Raw genomic sequence first — 18,218 nt, forward strand, 5'->3', positions numbered from 1 at the left:
TTCGGCGTGTCGCATCCCCTTCCGGCGCGGGCCTTTCGCGCCCAGGTGAACGGCCGTAGCGCACGCCATCGCGCGCACCGCCGACCGCCCCAGGGGCCGCGCGTCCGCGGTCGCGTCGGACAGCGTCATCTCGGCCGGTACCGCCTCGTGGGCGGTGAGCGGGATTCCCCGCTGTGCCGTTGCACGCGGGGCGTAGATTTCGAGCGGCTCTGTGGGCCGCTCTGCGCCGGTCGGCGCCTAGCTTTCTACCTTCTCCGTACTCCTATCGTCGCAGTGATAATTCCTTCGAGTCGGCTGGGTTTGGTCGTATACGCGCGGAACCCCCGCCAGCGGGTGATGCTGGCGGGGGTTCCGGTTGCCTGGGCTCTGCCGTCTCAGTGCGTTTCGTAGTAGGCGAGATCGATATCGGAAGGCAAATCGGCGCTGGTCGAAAACGACACGCGATGCCCTTCACGTACCCAGAGCATTTCGCCCGGCGTCGCATCGATTTCCAGCACTACGCGCACGGCCGAATTACCCGTGTTGGATATTTCCAGCACTATTGCCGTGAACGCACTACCGTCCGCGAGGCATTCTGTCGCATGCTCCGCACGTGCCAGAATTTCCGCAAGCTCTCTCTTGGTGCTGCCCATATAACCCCTGAGTGCATCGGAGTTCGCTGCCAGGGCTGTAGCTGCCGTCATTGTGATTAATCCTCTTCTCGCGCTGGCCTAGTTGCCAGTCAAGCGCGCCGACAATGCCGACGCGCAGGGCAAGCGACTAGAAATGCTTTCCGCGCTTTGCGCAGCGCGGGCACAAGGCTCCTACATCAGTCTTGTAATCGATATCGCATTCCTCGCAGACATACAGTCCGCAAAACGCGCATTCCGAATATGCGCATTGCCCCTCGTTAGGGTCTCCACAGGCCGAGCAAACGGGATTGTCGGGGTTATTGAAGTAGCCGTATTCCATCTGTACCTCTCAGAATTGAAATCCAGACTGGCAGTCAGGGACGGTGAACATAAAACGGGCCGAGCGCTTCGCGCGCTTCGTCAACAGAACCGAAAGGGGGCCAGGGAATGCTCGCCGCGAACTCCATTGCTGCGGCAACATCGATGCTGGCCTTGCTTACGACGTGGTACCGCGTCCCGAGCGGGTCATAGGCTCTACTATGGCTAGCGCCGTGACAGTCGCCCCACGTCTTGACCTGCCCTCCGTTCGTGACGGACATAACTACACCGATCAGCACCACGATCTCTTCGTACGGTGACGCAACTAACGGGTAAATCGTGTCCACTCGTTCCACCATGACAAGATCTCCGCGCGCAACCTTCTCCACGCGAGTACCGCTGCTCATCCCGCTGCGTTCTCGGCAGTCATGCCGCGCCGCCGCAGAATCGATGTGTGCATGGTCGTTACTGTGCTGATTCCATCCGCAGTTCTCGCAGTGAGCGAATCTGGCCCCGGTTTCGCGGCCCGTATACGTCCGTACGTGCCCGGTCCTACTGTATTTCGATCCATCTTTCCAGCCGAGTTCGACACCTTGCGTCACGAGAAAGTTCGCAATGATAGCCATATAGTCTTGGATCGTGCCGTAATCGGCTATATCAGTCGACAGGCCCGAAGAACTACGCCACTGTGAATGTTGGTGTATCAGTTATTCGATGTCTTCTATCAGAATCGGTATCATGTTTCTTCGTACCCTTTCTAGGTGGCCTAGTCGCCAGCCAAGCGCGCCGACGCTGCCGACGCGCGAGGCAAGCGGCTAGGACAGATCTCCCCGTGTGGGTCCCGTACTCGATTCGCGGCAAGCCCAGACAATGCGACCTTCGAGCGTAGCCATTACTCAGTACCGAGGTAGTAGTACTCGGTACCGCCGACGGTAGGCCAACCGGTAGAATCGCCAAGTATTTTGTAATGATTCTGAATCACACGGTCAGACTTCATGACCCAAACCCAACCTTCGGAGGTTGCCCAGTAGATACGCCCATCCGGGCTAACACCGAACTGTGTGTCGCTGTCGATTTCGTAGACCTTTGCGCCATTGGCATATTCGCGAATGACATTCACCGGGTGATCTACTCCTTATTGTCCTGACTCGGATCGGTATCGAGAAACTCGATAGTGACATGCTCGATTGTCGGGCGACTGCGTGCAATCGGGTCGATGCCCTCGCGCCGACGGGTGAGCGAAATTCGCCGGTTGGCGCGGTCGAGATCGAAATTTGTGCGCGTCCAACGCAATCGCTCAATACGGTTCTTCAATGCCGAATCCGCCGTATAGCCATCCCATCGCGTAACCCGCACTGTGATAAACGGCGGGTATGGATTCAGAGGCGGATTGGCCTCGACGTTAACCGTAGTACGAACCCAGCATTGCTCGGTCATGCCGCTTCGCCCTTGGACTTGGCCGCGAATTCGCAATCAACCTTGTCACCATGATGCATACCACCGCATTCGTCTACTCCGAAGCGCCGATCCGGAACGGCCAGCTTCGCGCGAGACTCTGCCTCGAAATCGTCGATACGCGATCCCGCGATTGCCTCATAATGGGGCAAGCTGTCAAACTGGTCCCCCGGCAAGCCTGCCAGCTTCCACGCACGCGCATACAAACCGAATGCCGCCGTGTTCAAGGACGTGCGCAGGCTTATTTCGCTCATCATGGTGCAAATCTCCGCCGCAGTTCCCGGACGGGTGTCCTCACCTTTGACAACACGGGCGAGAATTTCGCGGCAGTGCGCGCGATACACGATTTCGGTGCCCATCAAATCGTGGGTTGCCCTGAGCAGCAGGAAAGAGTGATACAGCTTGTTTTTCGCGTGCGGGTAGCGACGCTGGGCGCGCTCGATTTCATCTTCCGCCCACTCCATTTGGTCGAAGACAGCGTCAAACATTCCCTTTACCTCCATGAGAATATCGTTAGCGGATTGAACGTCTTTTTTGGACATAGGTCTACCACTTTCTGTACTCGGGTTTTCTTCTGGCCATAGTTGCCAACCAAGTGCGCCGACGAAGGCGACGCGCAAGGCAAGCGACTAGGGCCCGCTCGATTCCTTGTATGCGACTGCCCAACCGACAGGGATGTTCTCGCCGTCCTCATCTTCTGCCCACGCGTCAACCATGACGGCGACGTACAGCCCGGAAGTCTCGCGGATAAATATTTCGAGCTTCCCTCCGATAAATTCGGAGTTATGCATGATCGGATCATCCGGACGGCTGAGTGCCTGTGACGTCCACCCACGCAATAGCGACCAATCCCCGTATCCGACCATATCGATATTCAGCGGATAGGAGATCTGCCCGTCCGGGTCGAGCTCGACATAAACGATATCGGGTACGTATTCGGTGGTTTCAAGTTCATCGGTCGCGTTGCCGTTTCCGTCGGAACGTACGATGTGGCCGAACGTCATCAGAGCGTCAAGATTTCCGGGCATCCCCGTGTTCCTTTCCGTGCTGGCCTAGCTGCCAGCCAAGCGCGCCGAACCATTTCGGCGCACAAGGCAAGCGGCTAGGACAAACTTCACCCGGGGAGGCGAACGGGCATAAGCATGGTTCGCGTTTGGTTCCATTCCAGCAGCATCGGCCGATTAGGCTTGGTGAAGCTGCAATGCACCTTCGCGCCACGCGGGACGCTGGCAAGAACCTGTGCGAGATATCCCGTATTGAATGCGATAACCATCGAATTCTCGACGCGGAGGTTTCCGGAGTCGAGAACGAATGTGCACACCGTATCCCCGTCGCGCGAGTGCCCGGTCAGAGTAACGTTCTCCTCCGTAATTCCGAGGTGGACCGACAGCGTGCTCGCTGTCAGACTCTTCAGCCGCTTCGCGAGCGATTGTGCGTCAACCTCGAACGAGGCACTAGCATTGTCGACCATAGTGAAAAGTTGGCGCCATTTCGGAAACTGGCAATCGAGCTTCCGCAACACCAACGTGACCGTGTCCGATTCGATCGCGACGGTATCGCCCCCGCCGAGCGTCACGGAAACCGACGACTCTTTCACCGCACGCTTACCGAGTGCGGCAAGCGGCTTACCCGGAAGCAGGGCCTCACATTCACCGGGTAGCGAAGCGCTGGGGATGCGCACATTGGTCACCTTGTATCGGTCCGTGGTGACAGCATCCACGCGCGCCCCGTCCGATTCCAGCCTGACACCAGTGAGCATCGGCAAGGTGTCATCGTTGCCACGCGACACCTCGAGCGCGTTGATAGCATCCGCGAATTCCGGACCCGAGACAATGAATGCGGGCTCCCCGTCGATTGCCGGGACACTCGGCGCGTCCTCCACTGCGGCAGGCTCGCCGAGCGGTGCGGCAATCGAAATACCGTCCACCTCGAGCCTGAGCGACTTCTCATGCACAGAGAAAACAGCCGTGCCCTTCGAGCCAGCAGCCTTGACAGCGTTCACCAACTCTTCCAGCTGTACCGCGAAAGTGCAGTCATCCCCGGTAGCCTCCATCCGCACCGTAACCGCAGTCTCATAGTCGTAAAACGCAATGGCCGCAATGCCATCGCTTATGGCGATACGCAACAGTGTGAGACTCGGGTGACTGTATCGGCGCCCCACCGTGGTAGCGCGCTTGATAAAGGTAAGATTTGTACTCAAATCTTTCAGGTCGATTTCGATGGTACTCATTGTGAGATCCTCTTCTTTCTGGTGATTTTGGGCATAGGTCTGCCCGCAACGGAATTTGCTTTTCGGCTGAATCTATTCAGCTGCCAATGGTCAGGATGTAATGTGCTGTCTTCAGCATCGGTCGCAGGACCGGCCGAGACGTAGTCGACCGTGCACGGTTAGGCACGATCGGGTACCGCTGCACTAGCGGCCAGCGGTGACGCTGCGACGTGCGCAGCGTCCCGCAAGCGGCTAGGACTTCGGCGTGTGGTCCGTCTCGATGCTGGGAGTGGTGATCTCGTGCCGCTCCACAACCGCCCAGAACTCATCGGCGTCCATGGCTTCGATGTCGTAGCCGCCGGTGGTGTCGCGAATTTCGGTGACTATGGCCTCGATGTCGAACTCGTCGCGATGCGCTACGTCGGTGCCGTTGGCCTCGATGGCCGTGATGACGGCGCGACGGGCGTCTTCGTTGGTGAGCATTTCGGGTTCTCTTTCCTCGCTAGGTGCGTGGTGCATTCGAGTTCGCTTCCCGGTCGTCGTTGCGGTGTGCCCGGTGCGGTGTGGTGACGACGTTAGGGGAGAAGGCTGCCCCGGTCGACCATCCCGTAATTGCGTCCACCGGTTCATACGGCAAACGAATAGGAACCCACCGGTCGGATTGTCACATACCCCGGGAGGGTATCCCGGGTACCCCCCTTCGGTATCCCTGGCGCGGCGGCCGGCGGACCGTTCTCCCCAGCAGTCCCTCACAAAACCGATTCGGCGAGAACCTTTTTCGCCCCGGTCAGAGGCATCTTGGCCGAAGTTCGTGCCGGTCGGCGGCCGGGAAGGAGTCGTCATGATCGAGCCGCCGTTCCCCCTCGCCGAAGGCGCTGAGCCGCACTGGATTCGGCACGTCGAGCGTATCCACGGCGAGGGCCGGGCATCCATCGTAAATCTGGACGCATTGGCGCTCTACTGCGATTGTTTGGCGATGTACCAGGAGGCCATGCGCCTGGTCCACATGGAGGGTATGACCCGCGACGGTGAGCGCGGCGGCATGACCAAGCACCCGGCGATCACCATCCTGACCGGCCTGCGGTCGGATATGTGGCGCTACGCCCGGCTGATCCCGCTCTACGACTCCGCAGCCGAGCCGGGCGACGGGCTGGAGAGCTTTCTGGCTGATGCCGAGTCCTGGGCCAACGGCTGATGACGGCTCGCTGGGAGGAATTGGTCGAGCTGACCGTCCGCTGCTATCCGGACGCGCCGTTGGCGACGGTGGAGCGTTATGCGAAGACGGGCGCGAAATTCGAGGAAGTCCGTGCCCAGACCTACCGGCGCGGCACGAAACCCTCAGCGGCCTACTACAAGCTCGCCAGCATCCTCGCTGCGCTGTCCGAACAGGTCGGCATTCCGCGGCCGGGCGTCGACGAATGGCGCGGTGACGATGCCGATTGGGGCGTTCTGCGCGGTGTCACGCATGCGAGTGGGTTCCTGCCGGTCGACCGGGCTGCGATCCTCGTTGATCGTGACTGGCACGTGGCGATCGACGGGTGAGCCATCCTGTGATGATGATGGTCCCTGGCCCGATAATGCGGAGGCCATGGACTGGCGGACAGGAGACTTCGGGATGGCTGGGTTGACCGACGATGGTCTCGAGGCGGCGTTCCGGACGGTGCTGGCACCGCTTGCTCGAGATGCGGCCCAGGATGGTGATTGCCTTCGTTACGCGCCTGCGATAACGGATGCTGCTGTCCGGCAGGGATTTTCGGCGCGGACAATGATCGTCGCCGGTTGGATGGATTCGGACGAGACAATTCTCGGGTTTCTGCACCATGTGACCGTGTGCGATCAGTGAGTTCTCGACGGAACGGCGCGGCAGTTCGGCTCGGCCTTCCCGGCCGCCTGGGTCACTCCGCCCCGTGAGTACCTGATCGCCTTGGCCGACGCTACCGGGGTGGCTCACGCGGCGTTCGTCGAACACCGCGTGAGCCACAGCTGAAGATCCACAGCCAGTTTCGTCATCAACGCCCGACCGCGCCGCGATACTCGTCGACGGCGGTTGGAAGCGCGCGCTCGACGAGTAAGACCATCGCGGAAAGTCAGGGCAGCGTGTGGGCTTCCAGTTCGTACTCGCCCGCGGTCCCAGCGACTTGCTCGCAGGTGCCGTACTGCTCACCGCTGTCCGCTGCCCACGCGCCGTCGGCGAGCCCCATAGCTCGTTTGGCGGCCTGGCAGTCGTGCAGGCTGCTGTAGTAGCCCACGATGCCGTCGTCGCTCGGGGCGTCGCGCGGGGCGCCCGAGCTGCCGGAGGTGAGGCCCTCCAGGAATGCGCCCAGCAGATCGTTCGGGTCGTCGGCGACAGCAGCCGCGCTGACGGGTGCCGCCGACGCGGGCGTTGTGCTGATGCTGATTACCGCGAATGCGGCGGCGGCAGCGGTCAGGGCTGCCAGGGCGATACGTGTCATCGCGAATTCCCCTCGAATGAATCGTGCGCGAGCTACGGGCCCGGATAGGCGAATCTCCCCCGCCAGGAGTCCTCGCGCGCCGCCAAGCATGACAGCAATGCCGGTTTCCGGCAACGGATTCCACGAGACCACCCCTAGCGAGGTACCCGCATGGAACTGACGTTCCGCCGTCACCGCATCACCAATTTTCTGCGCGCCACCGAGCGTGCAGAAACCGCACCGATCCCGCACTGGGCGGTGCTCATCCTCGAGGCCCTAGGAGCCATTTTGACCGATCAAGAAATCCTCGACGCCAACGTCGCCACCCTGGCCACCATCGCCGACGACCTGGAGAAGGAGCTGGCCGAGCTGAAGAAGGGGGCGCCCGCCACCATGAACTTCGGTGGATTGGACCGGGTCATCGCCCGCCTGCGTGGCGATGTGCAGGCCCAGCCCGGCACCCCGACCCAGCCCGGCACCCCAGGCCAGCCGACGACCCCCGGCCAGCCGGGTACGGGTGGGCAGACTCCGGCGGGTGGCCAGCCGACCCCGGTTCCGGGTGGTCAGACTCCGGTTCCCGGCCAGCCGACCGGTCAGACCCCGGCGGGTGGCACCTCGGGGACTGGCACCGCGCCGACGCCGACTCCGGTGCCGAGTGTCGGTGACGGGACCGGCCAGGCGCAGCCGCCGCACACTGCCTGACACCGCTGCCCGCACACCGGGAGCCGCCCCGCTTCCGGTGTGCGGGTTCGTCAACATTCTGTCCGGTCTGCGCTGCTCGGCGTCCGGTGATCACTTCTGCGCGGCCCGTGCCACCCACGCCCGCGACTTCTTCGAGCACGTGCTCGTCCACACCAAGGGCGTCTACGCCGGGCGCCCGTTTTTGCTCTATGCCTGGGAGTTCGACGACATCATCGCGCCCCTGTTCGGGCGGGTGGTGTGGTCGGGTGAGTACGGCTGCCTGAAGCGCCAGTACGAAATCGCGTGGATCGAGGTCGCGCGCAAGAACGGCAAGTCCGAAATCCTTGCTGGCATCATGCTGTACCTGCTCGTCATGGACGACGAGGAGTCCGCCGAGATCTACGGGTGCGCCAAGAATAGGGAGCAGGCGAGCCTGGTCTTCGACGTCGCCAAGCGGATGGTGGAACTCTCGCCTGTCCTGCGGACGCGGTTGCGTATCAAGGCCACCGAGAAGCGAATCATCTTCGCGCGCACCAATTCCTTCTACCGGGTCTTGGCCGCCGATGCCGGGGGTGCGTTGGGGTCCAATCCGCACGGTGTCGGCGCGGACGAGATCCTCGCATGGCCCAACTCGGGCATGTGGGACAGCATGCGCACCGGTATGGGCTCCGGTGCCCGCCGCCAGCCGCTCATGGTGGCTGCCACGACCGCCGGGAGCGATACCGAAGGGTTCGCGGGGACGATGCACAAGGAGATGGAACGCATCGCCGACGATCCGGCTCGTGCGCCACACATCTTCGTCTACCTGCGGAACGTGCCCATGGACGCCGATCCCTGGGACGAGGAAATCTGGCATCTGGCCAACCCGGCGCTGGGCACGTTCCTGTCGATCGAGGGCCTGCGCAAGCAGGCGATCGAGGCGAGGCAGAATCCCATCGCCGAAGTAGCCTTCCGGCAATACCGGCTCAACCAATGGCAGAGCGCCACAAGTCGCTGGATGCCGATGCATCTGTTCGACGCAACGGCGGGGGAGGTCTACGAGAGTTTCGACGAGGCGCGAAACGCGTTCCGGGGCATGGATTGCTGGTTCGGCCTCGATTTGGCCGCGCGTCAGGATCTCACCAGCATGTGCTACGTCTTCCCGGACACCGAGGGCGGCATCGATCTGGTGTGGCGGTTCTGGCTGCCCGAAGCCGCCTACGCCCGGCTCAACGCCGCCAACGACGGCAGGTTCGTCGACTGGATGAAACGAGGCTGGCTCACCGTCACCGAGGGCGACGTCCTCGACTTCGAGGTCTTCTACACCCATGTCGACGAAGACAGCCAGCACTTCAACATCCTCGGCGGCGACGCCGACAAGTTCGCGTCCGATCCTGTGCTGCAACGGATTCAGCAGACCGTCTACTGTGACGACATCTTCGCCTACGCCAACACCTTCCAGCATATGAGCCCCGGTATGCACCATGTTTCGGACTTGGTGAAGCAGGGCCAATTCCGTTGGCACGGAAACCCTGTCGCGAGGTTCTGCTTCGACTCGGCCGACGTCGTCGTCGATGCCGCCGACCCGGACCGTATCCGCCCGCACAAGCCCAACCGGCAGCTGGCCGCCAAACGCATCGACGGCGTCCCGGCCGCGATCCTGGCAGTCAATGCGTGGAAGACGCGCGGCCAGTCCGTCCGATCCGTGTATGCCGCAGGCGATTACGACGTGTTCAGCCTCTAGGAACTGCCGGTCGGCGGCAGGACCGGCGGCATGATCTCCGGGTGGCATCGCGGGCGCCACCACTCGTGCAGAACCTGGCAGTGCCAGTGGTACCAGTCGTCGTAATCCACCAGCGCAGCACCGGGAGTGCTCGCGGCCGGGACACCGGCGATCGGTGCCGGGTCCGCCGAGGCGGCAGCGGCTGTCAGTAGTGGTGCCGCTGCCACCGTGGCCGTTATCGCGATCCGGCCCGCCAGCCGCGCACTGCGCCGCCGGGCCGTTCCTGTTTCCGTCATGATCCACTCTCCCGTCGAATAGCGTTGTCTGACACCGAGACCCGCTACCGCGCCGCGGCCTGTGGGTCCGTGGATTCATCACACCGCGTCAGGCTGCCCTGGGCACAGCGCACGACGGAGTTCTTCAGCCGATCATCAGCTGGCGCGCTGTGGGTGGGCTTGGTTCCCATCACCGTCCGCACGCCGGACTTACCTGTTCAGGGAGGACCATGTCGCACTGGAACGCTCACCCCGGTGTGCGGACCGGGACCGAGCTCACTCGTGCCGAGCGTGTCGCCGATGCCTCGGCGCGGGGTATGGGTTCGTGGCATTTCATCACGACCCTCGCCGTGTTTCTCTGTGGCTGGGTTGTGCTCAACACGGTCTCGTGGTTCCCGCATTGGGACGAGAGCCCGTTCGTCCTGCTGAATCTCGCTTTGGGGATCTTGGCCGCCTTCTCCGCGCCGCTCATCCTGGTCGCTCAGCGGCGCTTGGATCAGCGCAATGCTGAGGTCGCGCTGCACACCATGGTCACGAGCGACGAGATCAAGGCGGCGGTCGATCGCCTCGCCGGGGTGGTCGAATCCGGCGTGATGACCCCCGCCGAAGGGCGCCGCGTGTTCGGCGCGGACACCTGAACGGGAGGCGTCTGTGTTCAACCGCCGCGAGCGCCGCGACCGATTCGCCGCCGAGATCCGCGAGCAGATCCTGGCCGAGTACCGCCAGCAACTCGTGGACGCCTACGCCGCGCAGTGCCTGCGCCGGTTCGTCATCACTTTGAAGGATGGTTCGGTCGTCAGCGGTGTTCTGCTCGAAGTTACCACTGCCACGGTGGTTTTCGATGATGTGAAGCTGTTGCAGGAGGGTCGCGACTGGGTTCCGGCGGCCGGTGCGCTGTATGTCGATCGCGCCGAGATCCGTTACAGCCAGTTGATCGATGCCGGAGGTGGGTGATGCTGCTGCGCGACGGCTCGATGTCGATGCCCGCATCCGCGCTCGCCGAATTCTCACCGCAGATCAACCAATCCTACTGGTACCCATGGTCCGACGGCGTCCAGCTGGAGCGCCAGTGGGCGCTCTACGGCGCGATCTACCGCTACCAGCCGTGGGTACGCACCGTCATCGACAAGTTGGCTAATGCGTTGGCGCGCTTGCGGATCGAGGTCTGGAAGGTCGACGGCGACCTGCGCACGCTCGACGACGGCCCGTACGCGGCGTTGATGAAGCGACCGTGCCAGGAGCTCAGTCCCTACTCCTTTTGGCTCTGGGTCGCGACCACGATCGAGATCTACGGCGAGTCATTCTTGGTCAAAGTGCGCAACAACCGCGGCCAGACCATCAGCCTGATTCCGATGCACCCCTCGCGAGTCACGGTGCGCCGCAACGTGGATGGGTCGCGCAGCTACATCTTCCAGACGGCGGCGTCGTCGCAGGGGCTGCTGGAATTCGATGAAAATGACGTGATCCCGCTCCAGCTTTTCGCCCCCGACGGGACGATGCGGGGCCTGTCGCGGCTGGAATCGCTGACCAGTACCCTCGTCGCCGAGGACTCCGGCCGTACCGCGACGAGCGCGATGTGGCGCAACGCGGGGCGACCGAACATCGTGCTGAGCTCGGACAAGATCCTTGGCCGCGAAGGCAAGGCCCGGCTACGGGAATCGTTCGACAGCAATCACGCGGGCTCGATCAACGCGGGTAAGACTCTGGTCCTCGAAGACGGTGTCAAAGCCGCCCCGATTCAGCTCACCGCTGTCGAAATGCAGTGGATCGAATCCCGCAAACTCAACCGAGAAGAAGTCTGCGCCCTGTTCGACGTGGCACCCCCGATGGTGCACATCCTGGACAGAGCCACATTCTCGAATGTGACCGAGCAATTACGAAGTTTCTACCGCGACGCAATTTCAGCCAAACTCGAGTTCATCGAATCGCAGTTCGACTTTTATCTCGCCGACGAATTCGGCGACAATTTCGAAACCCGATTCGCGGTCGCCGAAATCCTGCGCGGTGACTACGAGACCCGCGCCGACAGCGTTCAGAAGCTGGTCCTGTCCGGTGTCATGAAACCCGCGGAAGGCCGGGAGGTCATGGACCTGGGCAAAGCCGGACCGGAAGCAGATGAATTGTACGCCCAGGCCAGCATTCAGCCGCTCGGCAAGCCCGCCGAACGCGTCACCATCACCGGCACGATGGCACCCGGGGGCGACCCCGACGGTATCCCTGTTCTCATTCCCGGCACCGCCGGTACTGGCCAGTCCCCGAGAGCGCAGGCCGCCATCGGCGGACCGGACGATTCCACGACGAACCCGCCGACACCGAAGTCCAGGAAATACGTGCGCGCCCTCAAGGGCGGCATGGGACGCGGCAAGTCACTCGAACAAGTCGCTGTGGAGTTGGCGCGGCGTCATGCCGCGGATCGTCAGCTGATTCTCGATTCGGTGGCGCTTATTCTGGCCGATCTGTAATTCAGGTAGGACCCGTGAACAATTCGATAACCAAGGCGATGGCCGCGATCACCTCGGCCGACGCCGCGCCCGACGATGCGCCCTACGGCGGTTTCGAGGCCATCCTGTCGACTCCGGCGCTCGATCGCGACGGCGATCAGCTGCGCACCTCGGAGTGGAAAACGCCGCTGCCGGAACACATTACGGTCGATATCGACCATGAGATGAGCGTGCGCGGCACGGTCGGCAGCGCCACCCCCTACCTCGACGATGACGGCAACCTCCGCATCCGAGCGCAATTCGCCTCCACCGCAACAGCGCAGGAAGTTCGCACACTCGTCAAGGAAGGCCACGTCCGGACCGTGTCGGTAGCCTTCATGACCGACAAGAGTGCCCTCAAGGACGGGCGTCCCTCGCGGGAGGTACTCAACGCGGGCATCGTCGCCGTCCCGTCCAACCGCGAGGCGTTGATCCTGTCGGCGAAATCGGCCACCGAACCGTACGGCCCCGACGCCGACTACGCCGATCCAGGCTTCCAGCCCGACAAGCGGAAGCGATATCCGCTCCGCGATGCCGAGGAGGTCCGTACTGCCTGGGATTACGTCCACCAGCAGCGCAACCGCCGCCCGTACACGGCCGAGCAACTGACACACATCGAATCCAAGATCCGCGCCGCCGCGCACCGCTACGGCGTCGAACTCGACGACTCCAAGGCATTGGCGGGGATGGTCGATGTCAAAGCGGGAGCCCGGAATTCGGCATCGGACCAAGCCCTGATCCAGTCTATCCACGATGCCTCCGGCCAGCTCGGTGCCGCCTGCGTGCCCGGCGACGACACCGGGTACGAGGACGGCGCGAATATGCGCGCGGTGGCGGCGGCCGAGACCAAGTCCGCCGACACGCCTGCTGTTCTCGACTTTCAGACCTTCCTCGCCCGGCTCAGCGCACTGCTGACCGAGGCCACTACCGCCAGCCCGAATAGTGCTGGCACGCCGCAAGATTCGCACGGCGAATCGGCGACGTCACCCGCTGATCCTCCCGCTGACGCCGCGCCGCAGGGCCCCGCTGACGCCGCAGGAGATGCCGCTGTCGCCGCTGAGGAGTCGGGAGATGCCGTGGCCGCGGCCCAGGCCGAGCTGCATGCCCGGCTGGCGCTGGCGTCGCTCGCCGAGGACGCGCTGAGCGACGAAATCCACTGACACTCAAGGAGACGCATGGCGACCACCGCCACTTTGAAAGCTCGCGGCAATCAGCTGCGGGCCGATTTCAAAACCATCAACGACGACGACATCCTGACTCCCGCCGAACGCGCGGAGCGACTGGAGACCTTGGTCAAGGCCGTCAGCGAGCACGAGACCGAGATCAGAAACTCCGAGACCGCGCGGGAGTTGTCGGCCAAGCTCGGGCGCGGTGAGGCCGCGGTCGACCACGAGATGACCGATGCGCCGATAATGAAGTCCCTCGCGGCGCGCATCATGGCGCACAAGGACTTCACCGACGCCCAGGACGCGGTGAACCCTGACGCCCGGCGCGTGGTGAGCAAGGCGTTCGAGATCGGCCTGAAGGACTCGACCCCGGCGGCGAACCTGCTCGGTGAGTCCATCTACGGCGCCACCGGCCCGACACCGCTGGGACAGAATCCGTTCTTCCCGACCGGCGCCGCGGCGGCCCTTCTACCGCCGACGTGGTTGCCCGGCATCGTCGAGCAGCGGTTCTATCCGCTGACCTTGAGCGATGTCATCCCGTCGAGCGCGATCACCACGAACAACTTGTCCTACGTCGTCGAGTCGGCGTTCACCAACAACGCTGCCGAGGTCGCCGAGGCCGGGCAGTACCCCTACAGCTCGGTGAAAGTCGATCGCGTCTACGAGCAGCTCGGCAAACTCGGCAACGCCCTGAAGATCACCGACGAGACCATCGCCGACAGCGCACTGTTCCACAACTTCGCTTCCGGCCGTCTGGTTTTGGGGCTTCAGCGCAAGGAAGAGGTCGCGATGCTGGCGGGTGCCGGGGGCGGCAACGGTAACATCAACGGCCTGCTCGCCCGCAGCGCGGGATTCACCAAGGAACACGGATTCACCCCGGTGACCGTCAGCGGTGTCATGTTCCCGCCCTCGGGTACCCCTGGCGCGGGCACGTCGCCGGAGACCGTGGCGACGCTGACCTACGGCCGCCAGGTCAAAGGCGCTGCGGCCGGGGCCTACCCGATCGCGAGCGCTATCGCCGAGGCCCTGTTCATGGGGGTGACCGATGTGTGGCTCAACTCGTGGATCGCCCCCACTCACTACGTACTCAATCCCCTTGACTGGCAAGTGATTCGGTTGGGCAAAGACGCCAATGACGAGTATTACGGGCCGAGCTTCTTCGGTGCCTCCTACGGCAACGAGCAGGGCGCTCCGGACTCGTTGTGGGGCAAGCCGGTCATCGTCACCCCGGCTATGCCGCAAGGCTCCGCGCTCGTCGCGTCCATGACCCGTGAAGTGCTGGAAGCGTTTCGGCGCCAGGGTATTTCGGTCGAGATGACCAACAGCAACGGAAACGATTTCGATCACGGACTGTGGACCGTGCGCGGGCAGCTGCGCTCGGGCCTGGCCGTGTACCGCCCGGCCGCGTTCGAACTGGTCCAGATCATCGCGGGCTGAACCAGACACCAGTCCCGGCAGTAAAAGCTGCACGCCGCTGCCGGGGCTGGCTCTCCTGGAAGGGAAACCGTCATGGCGACAAGCTATTTCGACGACTACCACATGTCGATCATCCCGGCGATGCGCCAGATCTTCGGCGAGCAGTCCACCGCGGGCGCCGAGCCGCAGGCCACGCCGCGGCCCCGCGCCAAGGCGGTGAAGGCGCCCGCCAAGTCCGGCCCTGAGCGCACCGAGGAAGGCATCGAGACGACGTGACCTCACTGGTGCAGGGATCGCCGTCGCTCGACCCGTACGAGTACGCCTCCCAGCTGGTCCGGGGCTACTGCGGCATCGCCTTCGACTACACCCGCGACGACACCAGGTTGCTGGACCCCCGCACCGACGGCACGGTGCAGCTCCCGCAGACGCCGGTGCTGGCGGTGTCGGCGGTGGCCGGGTGGATGCCCGGCCCGACCGGAATATGGGATTGGCGGCCGATCGCCTGGTACCGGTGGCTGCCCCGTGGGCTGCTCTACTGCACCGCTGGCCTCGAGAACCCCACGCTGCCGACGTGGGGCCCGGTGTGGCCCTGGGTACCCGGTGGCCTGCGCGTCACCTACGACCACGGCTACGACCGCATCCCCGACGATATTCAAGCCGTCGTGACCCGGTTGGCGACCCAGATCTCCAAGAATCCCGCGTGGGTGCAGAGCCGCAAGGTCGGCGAAGTCGCGACCGTCTACAGCACCACCGGCATCACGCTACGCGACGAGGACAAGCGAGTCCTGGATCGCTATGCGGCCCAGGAGGTCTCGTGACACAGACCGTGCTCGGCGACCAGACCATCACCGTCCTGATACGCACGGAGTCGGCCGCCGCAATCGATCCGTTGGGTATCCCGGAAACCGTGGAGACGCCGGTCGATCAGCCCGGCTGCTCGGTCCAGCCCCGCTACGTCACCGAGAAGGACCTCCACGAGGACTTCTCCCGGAGCATCTGGATCGTGTATGCGCCGCCGACACGAATCATGCTGGCGCTCACCGCATCCGATGCCGTGCGCTATCGCGGAGACCGGTACGAGGTGTTCGGTGACCCGATGCCGTGGCCGGACATGGACGGCGTCATCGATCACATCCGGTTCGAATTACGCAGAGCGAGGGGGTAACTCACCATGCCCGCCCGATACCAGATCGACCGCAACGTCTTCGCCGATTTCCTCAAGAACTCCTCGATCATCCACGCGAAGCTCGAAGAGGCCGGGAAAGAAGCCGTCGAGTACTGGAAATCCATCGCGCCGGTCAATACCGACCCTGGTGAACCGCACATCCTGAAAAGTGGCTGGGTCGACAATCCCGGCGACTACCGGGATTCGATCCGGTACCAGATCGTCCGGAACCCCACCAGGATGAAAGTCCGTGTCATGGCGACCGACTACAAATCGCACTGGCTCGAATTCGGCACCGTCAAGATGGAAGCCCGGCATCCGATGGCCGACACCCGCGAAGAGATGCTCAACCGCGGCTACAAGCGAACGCCGAACCGGCGCGCCTTGTGATCATCGACATCGAGGTGTTCACGATCTCGTATCTGGCGCCGCTGGGCGCGGTCCGCGCCGAGATGCCCAACGTGCCCCCGACGCCGTTTTGGCTGGTGACCAGGATCAGCGGCTCGGACGACGGGATCACCGACTGGGGCACCATCCAGGTCGACGTATTCGCCGCCACCCGCGATGGTGCCCGTGTCGCCGCCCGCGCCATGCATGCGCGCATGCTCGCGCTGACCGCGAAAACCGTTGTGGCAACGGATGAAGGCCCGGCGCGGATCGATCACCGGCGCACGCTGCTCACACCTGCGTACTTGGATTACCAGGACGAGAATCTTCGCCGGTATGTGGCGCGGTACGAGCTCGCCTCCCGCCTCACCGCACACCCTATTTAGGAATCTTCATGAGTGGATCTGTCCTTTGGGACACCATTTTCGGCGGCAACGCCACCAGAATTTTGAAGGCCCTGTACGGAAGTTTCTTGGTCCGTGACTATTTCGGGCCTGCTACTTCCGTCGCCAATTTCACTCCGTTCGATCCGGACGACGGAAATTTGTCGAAAACCCTGATGACTACTGACGGTTTTCGGGACGTTGGACTGTTGTCGGAACAGGGGTGCTCGTTTACACCGAAGTACACGACCGTGGACACCATGGTGTGGCAGAGCAGGCAGGCTCAGCGTACCGATGTGACCGTGGATCAGGAGGAGTGCCTGATCCAGTGCGCGGAATCGACTGTGCTGGTGGACTATCTGCACGAGAACCTGCCCCTCAAGGGCATGCCAGCCAACGGCACACCGGGATACCGAGTCGTCAAACCCAAAGTGCCGCAGGTGCTGTACCGTCAGGTGCTGGCGCTGGGTGTGGATGGCTCGAGCGGGGACAACGAGTACTTCGCGACCCTGTATGCACGAGCTTTGATGATCAAGCCTGAAAAAGTGGACTGGTCGGCGAAGCAGGAGACCCTGACGTCGCTCACCTTCGATTCCTATCCCTGCCCGTACAGCGGCTTCTCCGTGGCCCGCTTCCGGGAGGGCCCGGCCTGGCGGGCGAGCGGCGGTACGACCGGCGCGCCGGGTACACCGGTGGCCACCGCTGGATCGAATGCCACTGTGACGCTGGAATTCACGCCGCCGCACGCCGGTGCCGGGCCGTTCACCTACACCGTGAACAAGCTCACCGGGCCGACGCCGACGATCACCGCGGTCCCGGCGAATCTCGTCACGGTCACCTCGTCTTCCGGGGCGAGTGTGGTGCTGACCGTCACCGGTCAGACCGTCGGCGAGACCGACGCCTACTCCGTGCAGGCCACTGGAGCCAACGGAAGCCAATCGGTGCCGTCGACTCAATCCAACCCGGTCACCATCAAATCCTGAATCCAGCAACAGCTTTCGCCCCCGTAGCGCGGTGTCCTCGGCTGCCCGCGCTACGGGCCATTCTTCCGTGCAGCCGAGATTCGTTTCAACCGAGGAGTGTTCATCGATGGCCTCTCGTCCGTCCAAGCCGTTGACCGCGCGTCGCCTGTCGATCAAGGATTTCGAGGAGCAGGCGCTGGCCGCGCTGGGGCAGCCGCCCGGCTACACCCTGGTCCTCGACGACGACGCGGGGGAGATCCACATCCCGCATCCGCTGCTGGTCGCCGACGAGCGCCTGGCCGAGATCGAGGCCGTCCAGACCGGTAGCGATCTGGATCGGGACACGGTCACCGACCCGGACACCGGTGCACAGCATTCGATCCCGGCCACCCCGGCGGCCATCGGCGGGGTCGCGGCCGAGCCGACCCAGGTCCGGCTCGCTCGCGCTGTCCTCGGCCGCGCCGATCACGAGACGTTCCTGGCTCACGGTGGCAAGTCGGCGCATGTGGCGTTGGCGTGGGAGGCGATGGCCGCCGAGGTCAAGGCCGCTGCCCCAAAACCCTCGAGGTAATCGAG

At 63.4% G+C, this 18,218-nt stretch carries 27 protein-coding genes; 17 read left to right on the top strand and 10 right to left on the bottom strand.

Translation table 11 applies throughout. The features are described 5' to 3' along the window. Positions 1–374: 374 nt before the first annotated feature. From HPY32_RS22640 to HPY32_RS22675, 8 genes are all read right to left on the bottom strand, one after another. Complete coding sequence (locus HPY32_RS22640) at positions 375–683, bottom strand: hypothetical protein (RefSeq protein WP_156674749.1); 309 nt, start codon at positions 681–683, stop codon at positions 375–377. Positions 684–985: 302 nt separating this feature from the next. After that, positions 986–1,555: a hypothetical protein gene (locus HPY32_RS22645; RefSeq protein WP_156674748.1), complete on the bottom strand. Its 570-nt coding sequence runs from the start codon at positions 1,553–1,555 to the stop codon at positions 986–988. A gap of 266 nt (positions 1,556–1,821) precedes the next feature. Continuing rightward, the gene (locus HPY32_RS22650; protein ID WP_156674747.1) at positions 1,822–2,049 is read right to left on the bottom strand and encodes a hypothetical protein; all 228 of its coding nucleotides are present in this window, start codon (positions 2,047–2,049) and stop codon (positions 1,822–1,824) included. An 8-nt stretch (positions 2,050–2,057) separates the two neighbouring features. Beyond that, entirely contained in the window at positions 2,058–2,366 is a 309-nt protein-coding gene (locus HPY32_RS22655; RefSeq protein ID WP_156674746.1) for a hypothetical protein, read from the bottom strand. Continuing rightward, positions 2,363–2,926, bottom strand: a complete 564-nt coding sequence (locus HPY32_RS22660) for a hypothetical protein (protein WP_156674745.1) — start codon at positions 2,924–2,926, stop codon at positions 2,363–2,365. The genes HPY32_RS22655 and HPY32_RS22660 overlap by 4 nt, the downstream gene beginning before the upstream one ends. An 87-nt stretch (positions 2,927–3,013) precedes the next feature. Next, on the bottom strand, positions 3,014–3,412 hold the full coding sequence (locus HPY32_RS22665; RefSeq protein WP_156674744.1) for a hypothetical protein: 399 nt from the start codon (positions 3,410–3,412) through the stop codon (positions 3,014–3,016). 86 nt (positions 3,413–3,498) lie between these two features. Next, a complete protein-coding gene (locus HPY32_RS22670; protein ID WP_067594793.1) occupies positions 3,499–4,614 on the bottom strand; it encodes a DNA polymerase III subunit beta in 1,116 nt (371 codons plus the stop codon). A gap of 231 nt (positions 4,615–4,845) precedes the next feature. Beyond that, positions 4,846–5,076: a hypothetical protein gene (locus HPY32_RS22675; RefSeq protein WP_067594791.1), complete on the bottom strand. Its 231-nt coding sequence runs from the start codon at positions 5,074–5,076 to the stop codon at positions 4,846–4,848. Positions 5,077–5,434: 358 nt separating this feature from the next. On the opposite strand from HPY32_RS22675, the gene HPY32_RS22680 reads away from it, so the two are divergent. From HPY32_RS22680 to HPY32_RS22690, 3 genes are all read left to right on the top strand, one after another. Further along, on the top strand, positions 5,435–5,788 hold the full coding sequence (locus HPY32_RS22680; protein WP_067594788.1) for a P27 family phage terminase small subunit: 354 nt from the start codon (positions 5,435–5,437) through the stop codon (positions 5,786–5,788). 20 nt (positions 5,789–5,808) lie between these two features. Next, positions 5,809–6,135, top strand: a complete 327-nt coding sequence (locus HPY32_RS22685; protein WP_156674743.1) for a hypothetical protein — start codon at positions 5,809–5,811, stop codon at positions 6,133–6,135. Between the two features lie 73 nt (positions 6,136–6,208). Next, positions 6,209–6,436, top strand: a complete 228-nt coding sequence (locus tag HPY32_RS22690; RefSeq protein WP_067594783.1) for a hypothetical protein — start codon at positions 6,209–6,211, stop codon at positions 6,434–6,436. Positions 6,437–6,680: 244 nt separating this feature from the next. Here HPY32_RS22690 and HPY32_RS22695 read toward each other — a convergent pair whose 3' ends face one another. Then, complete coding sequence (locus tag HPY32_RS22695; protein WP_067594780.1) at positions 6,681–7,046, bottom strand: hypothetical protein; 366 nt, start codon at positions 7,044–7,046, stop codon at positions 6,681–6,683. A 150-nt stretch (positions 7,047–7,196) separates the two neighbouring features. On the opposite strand from HPY32_RS22695, the gene HPY32_RS22700 reads away from it, so the two are divergent. Beyond that, complete coding sequence (locus HPY32_RS22700; RefSeq protein WP_067594777.1) at positions 7,197–7,727, top strand: hypothetical protein; 531 nt, start codon at positions 7,197–7,199, stop codon at positions 7,725–7,727. A gap of 37 nt (positions 7,728–7,764) precedes the next feature. Continuing rightward, complete coding sequence (locus tag HPY32_RS22705; protein WP_197696601.1) at positions 7,765–9,429, top strand: terminase large subunit; 1,665 nt, start codon at positions 7,765–7,767, stop codon at positions 9,427–9,429. Here HPY32_RS22705 and HPY32_RS22710 read toward each other — a convergent pair. Then, the gene (locus tag HPY32_RS22710) at positions 9,426–9,704 is read right to left on the bottom strand and encodes a hypothetical protein (protein ID WP_067594774.1); all 279 of its coding nucleotides are present in this window, start codon (positions 9,702–9,704) and stop codon (positions 9,426–9,428) included. The genes HPY32_RS22705 and HPY32_RS22710 overlap by 4 nt on opposite strands. 209 nt (positions 9,705–9,913) lie before the next feature. Here HPY32_RS22710 and HPY32_RS22715 point away from each other — a divergent pair, with 209 nt between their 5' ends. The 12 genes from HPY32_RS22715 to HPY32_RS22770 all read left to right on the top strand — a co-directional run bounded on the left by HPY32_RS22715 (position 9,914) and on the right by HPY32_RS22770 (position 18,213). Continuing rightward, positions 9,914–10,321 carry a DUF1003 domain-containing protein gene (locus tag HPY32_RS22715; protein ID WP_067594771.1) on the top strand — a complete coding sequence of 136 codons (408 nt, stop codon included), beginning with the start codon at positions 9,914–9,916 and terminating at the stop codon, positions 10,319–10,321. Between the two features lie 13 nt (positions 10,322–10,334). After that, positions 10,335–10,637 (top strand): hypothetical protein, encoded by a 303-nt coding sequence (locus tag HPY32_RS22720; RefSeq protein ID WP_067594768.1) that lies wholly within the window; start codon positions 10,335–10,337, stop codon positions 10,635–10,637. Then, a complete protein-coding gene (locus tag HPY32_RS22725; RefSeq protein ID WP_082871767.1) occupies positions 10,637–12,145 on the top strand; it encodes a phage portal protein in 1,509 nt (502 codons plus the stop codon). The genes HPY32_RS22720 and HPY32_RS22725 overlap by 1 nt, the downstream gene beginning before the upstream one ends. A 14-nt stretch (positions 12,146–12,159) precedes the next feature. Continuing rightward, positions 12,160–13,323 (top strand): DUF6582 domain-containing protein, encoded by a 1,164-nt coding sequence (locus HPY32_RS22730; protein WP_156674742.1) that lies wholly within the window; start codon positions 12,160–12,162, stop codon positions 13,321–13,323. A 15-nt stretch (positions 13,324–13,338) separates the two neighbouring features. Further along, positions 13,339–14,766, top strand: coding sequence for a phage major capsid protein (locus HPY32_RS22735; RefSeq protein ID WP_067594763.1), 1,428 nt, complete (start codon positions 13,339–13,341; stop codon positions 14,764–14,766). Between the two features lie 72 nt (positions 14,767–14,838). Continuing rightward, the gene (locus tag HPY32_RS22740) at positions 14,839–15,021 is read left to right on the top strand and encodes a hypothetical protein (RefSeq protein WP_067594760.1); all 183 of its coding nucleotides are present in this window, start codon (positions 14,839–14,841) and stop codon (positions 15,019–15,021) included. After that, a complete protein-coding gene (locus HPY32_RS22745; RefSeq protein ID WP_067594757.1) occupies positions 15,018–15,563 on the top strand; it encodes a hypothetical protein in 546 nt (181 codons plus the stop codon). The genes HPY32_RS22740 and HPY32_RS22745 overlap by 4 nt, the downstream gene beginning before the upstream one ends. Continuing rightward, positions 15,560–15,910, top strand: a complete 351-nt coding sequence (locus HPY32_RS22750) for a hypothetical protein (RefSeq protein ID WP_067594754.1) — start codon at positions 15,560–15,562, stop codon at positions 15,908–15,910. Before HPY32_RS22745 ends, HPY32_RS22750 begins: the two co-directional genes overlap by 4 nt. A 6-nt stretch (positions 15,911–15,916) precedes the next feature. After that, positions 15,917–16,300: an HK97 gp10 family phage protein gene (locus HPY32_RS22755; RefSeq protein ID WP_067594751.1), complete on the top strand. Its 384-nt coding sequence runs from the start codon at positions 15,917–15,919 to the stop codon at positions 16,298–16,300. After that, entirely contained in the window at positions 16,297–16,683 is a 387-nt protein-coding gene (locus HPY32_RS22760; protein ID WP_067594748.1) for a hypothetical protein, read from the top strand. The genes HPY32_RS22755 and HPY32_RS22760 overlap by 4 nt, the downstream gene beginning before the upstream one ends. An 8-nt stretch (positions 16,684–16,691) precedes the next feature. Beyond that, a complete protein-coding gene (locus HPY32_RS22765; protein ID WP_067594746.1) occupies positions 16,692–17,663 on the top strand; it encodes a hypothetical protein in 972 nt (323 codons plus the stop codon). Positions 17,664–17,769: 106 nt separating this feature from the next. Further along, complete coding sequence (locus HPY32_RS22770) at positions 17,770–18,213, top strand: hypothetical protein (RefSeq protein ID WP_156674741.1); 444 nt, start codon at positions 17,770–17,772, stop codon at positions 18,211–18,213. Positions 18,214–18,218 lie beyond the last annotated feature (5 nt).

It is taken from the genome of Nocardia terpenica, assembly GCF_013186535.1.
Classification (GTDB): Bacteria; Actinomycetota; Actinomycetes; order Mycobacteriales; family Mycobacteriaceae; genus Nocardia; species Nocardia terpenica.

Coding starts and splice junctions, on each gene's coding strand:
- HPY32_RS22695 (WP_067594780.1), bottom strand. CDS start 7,046: ATGACACGTATCGCCCTGGCAGCCCTGACCGCTGCCGCCGCCGCATTC.
- HPY32_RS22640 (WP_156674749.1), bottom strand. CDS start 683: ATGACGGCAGCTACAGCCCTGGCAGCGAACTCCGATGCACTCAGGGGT.
- HPY32_RS22655 (WP_156674746.1), bottom strand. CDS start 2,366: ATGACCGAGCAATGCTGGGTTCGTACTACGGTTAACGTCGAGGCCAAT.
- HPY32_RS22755 (WP_067594751.1), top strand. CDS start 15,917: ATGCCCGCCCGATACCAGATCGACCGCAACGTCTTCGCCGATTTCCTC.
- HPY32_RS22680 (WP_067594788.1), top strand. CDS start 5,435: ATGATCGAGCCGCCGTTCCCCCTCGCCGAAGGCGCTGAGCCGCACTGG.
- HPY32_RS22740 (WP_067594760.1), top strand. CDS start 14,839: ATGGCGACAAGCTATTTCGACGACTACCACATGTCGATCATCCCGGCG.
- HPY32_RS22665 (WP_156674744.1), bottom strand. CDS start 3,412: ATGCCCGGAAATCTTGACGCTCTGATGACGTTCGGCCACATCGTACGT.
- HPY32_RS22690 (WP_067594783.1), top strand. CDS start 6,209: ATGGCTGGGTTGACCGACGATGGTCTCGAGGCGGCGTTCCGGACGGTG.
- HPY32_RS22710 (WP_067594774.1), bottom strand. CDS start 9,704: ATGACGGAAACAGGAACGGCCCGGCGGCGCAGTGCGCGGCTGGCGGGC.
- HPY32_RS22700 (WP_067594777.1), top strand. CDS start 7,197: ATGGAACTGACGTTCCGCCGTCACCGCATCACCAATTTTCTGCGCGCC.
- HPY32_RS22765 (WP_067594746.1), top strand. CDS start 16,692: ATGAGTGGATCTGTCCTTTGGGACACCATTTTCGGCGGCAACGCCACC.
- HPY32_RS22735 (WP_067594763.1), top strand. CDS start 13,339: ATGGCGACCACCGCCACTTTGAAAGCTCGCGGCAATCAGCTGCGGGCC.
- HPY32_RS22725 (WP_082871767.1), top strand. CDS start 10,637: ATGCTGCTGCGCGACGGCTCGATGTCGATGCCCGCATCCGCGCTCGCC.
- HPY32_RS22675 (WP_067594791.1), bottom strand. CDS start 5,076: ATGCTCACCAACGAAGACGCCCGTCGCGCCGTCATCACGGCCATCGAG.
- HPY32_RS22715 (WP_067594771.1), top strand. CDS start 9,914: ATGTCGCACTGGAACGCTCACCCCGGTGTGCGGACCGGGACCGAGCTC.
- HPY32_RS22660 (WP_156674745.1), bottom strand. CDS start 2,926: ATGTCCAAAAAAGACGTTCAATCCGCTAACGATATTCTCATGGAGGTA.
- HPY32_RS22770 (WP_156674741.1), top strand. CDS start 17,770: ATGGCCTCTCGTCCGTCCAAGCCGTTGACCGCGCGTCGCCTGTCGATC.
- HPY32_RS22645 (WP_156674748.1), bottom strand. CDS start 1,555: ATGGCTATCATTGCGAACTTTCTCGTGACGCAAGGTGTCGAACTCGGC.
- HPY32_RS22670 (WP_067594793.1), bottom strand. CDS start 4,614: ATGAGTACCATCGAAATCGACCTGAAAGATTTGAGTACAAATCTTACC.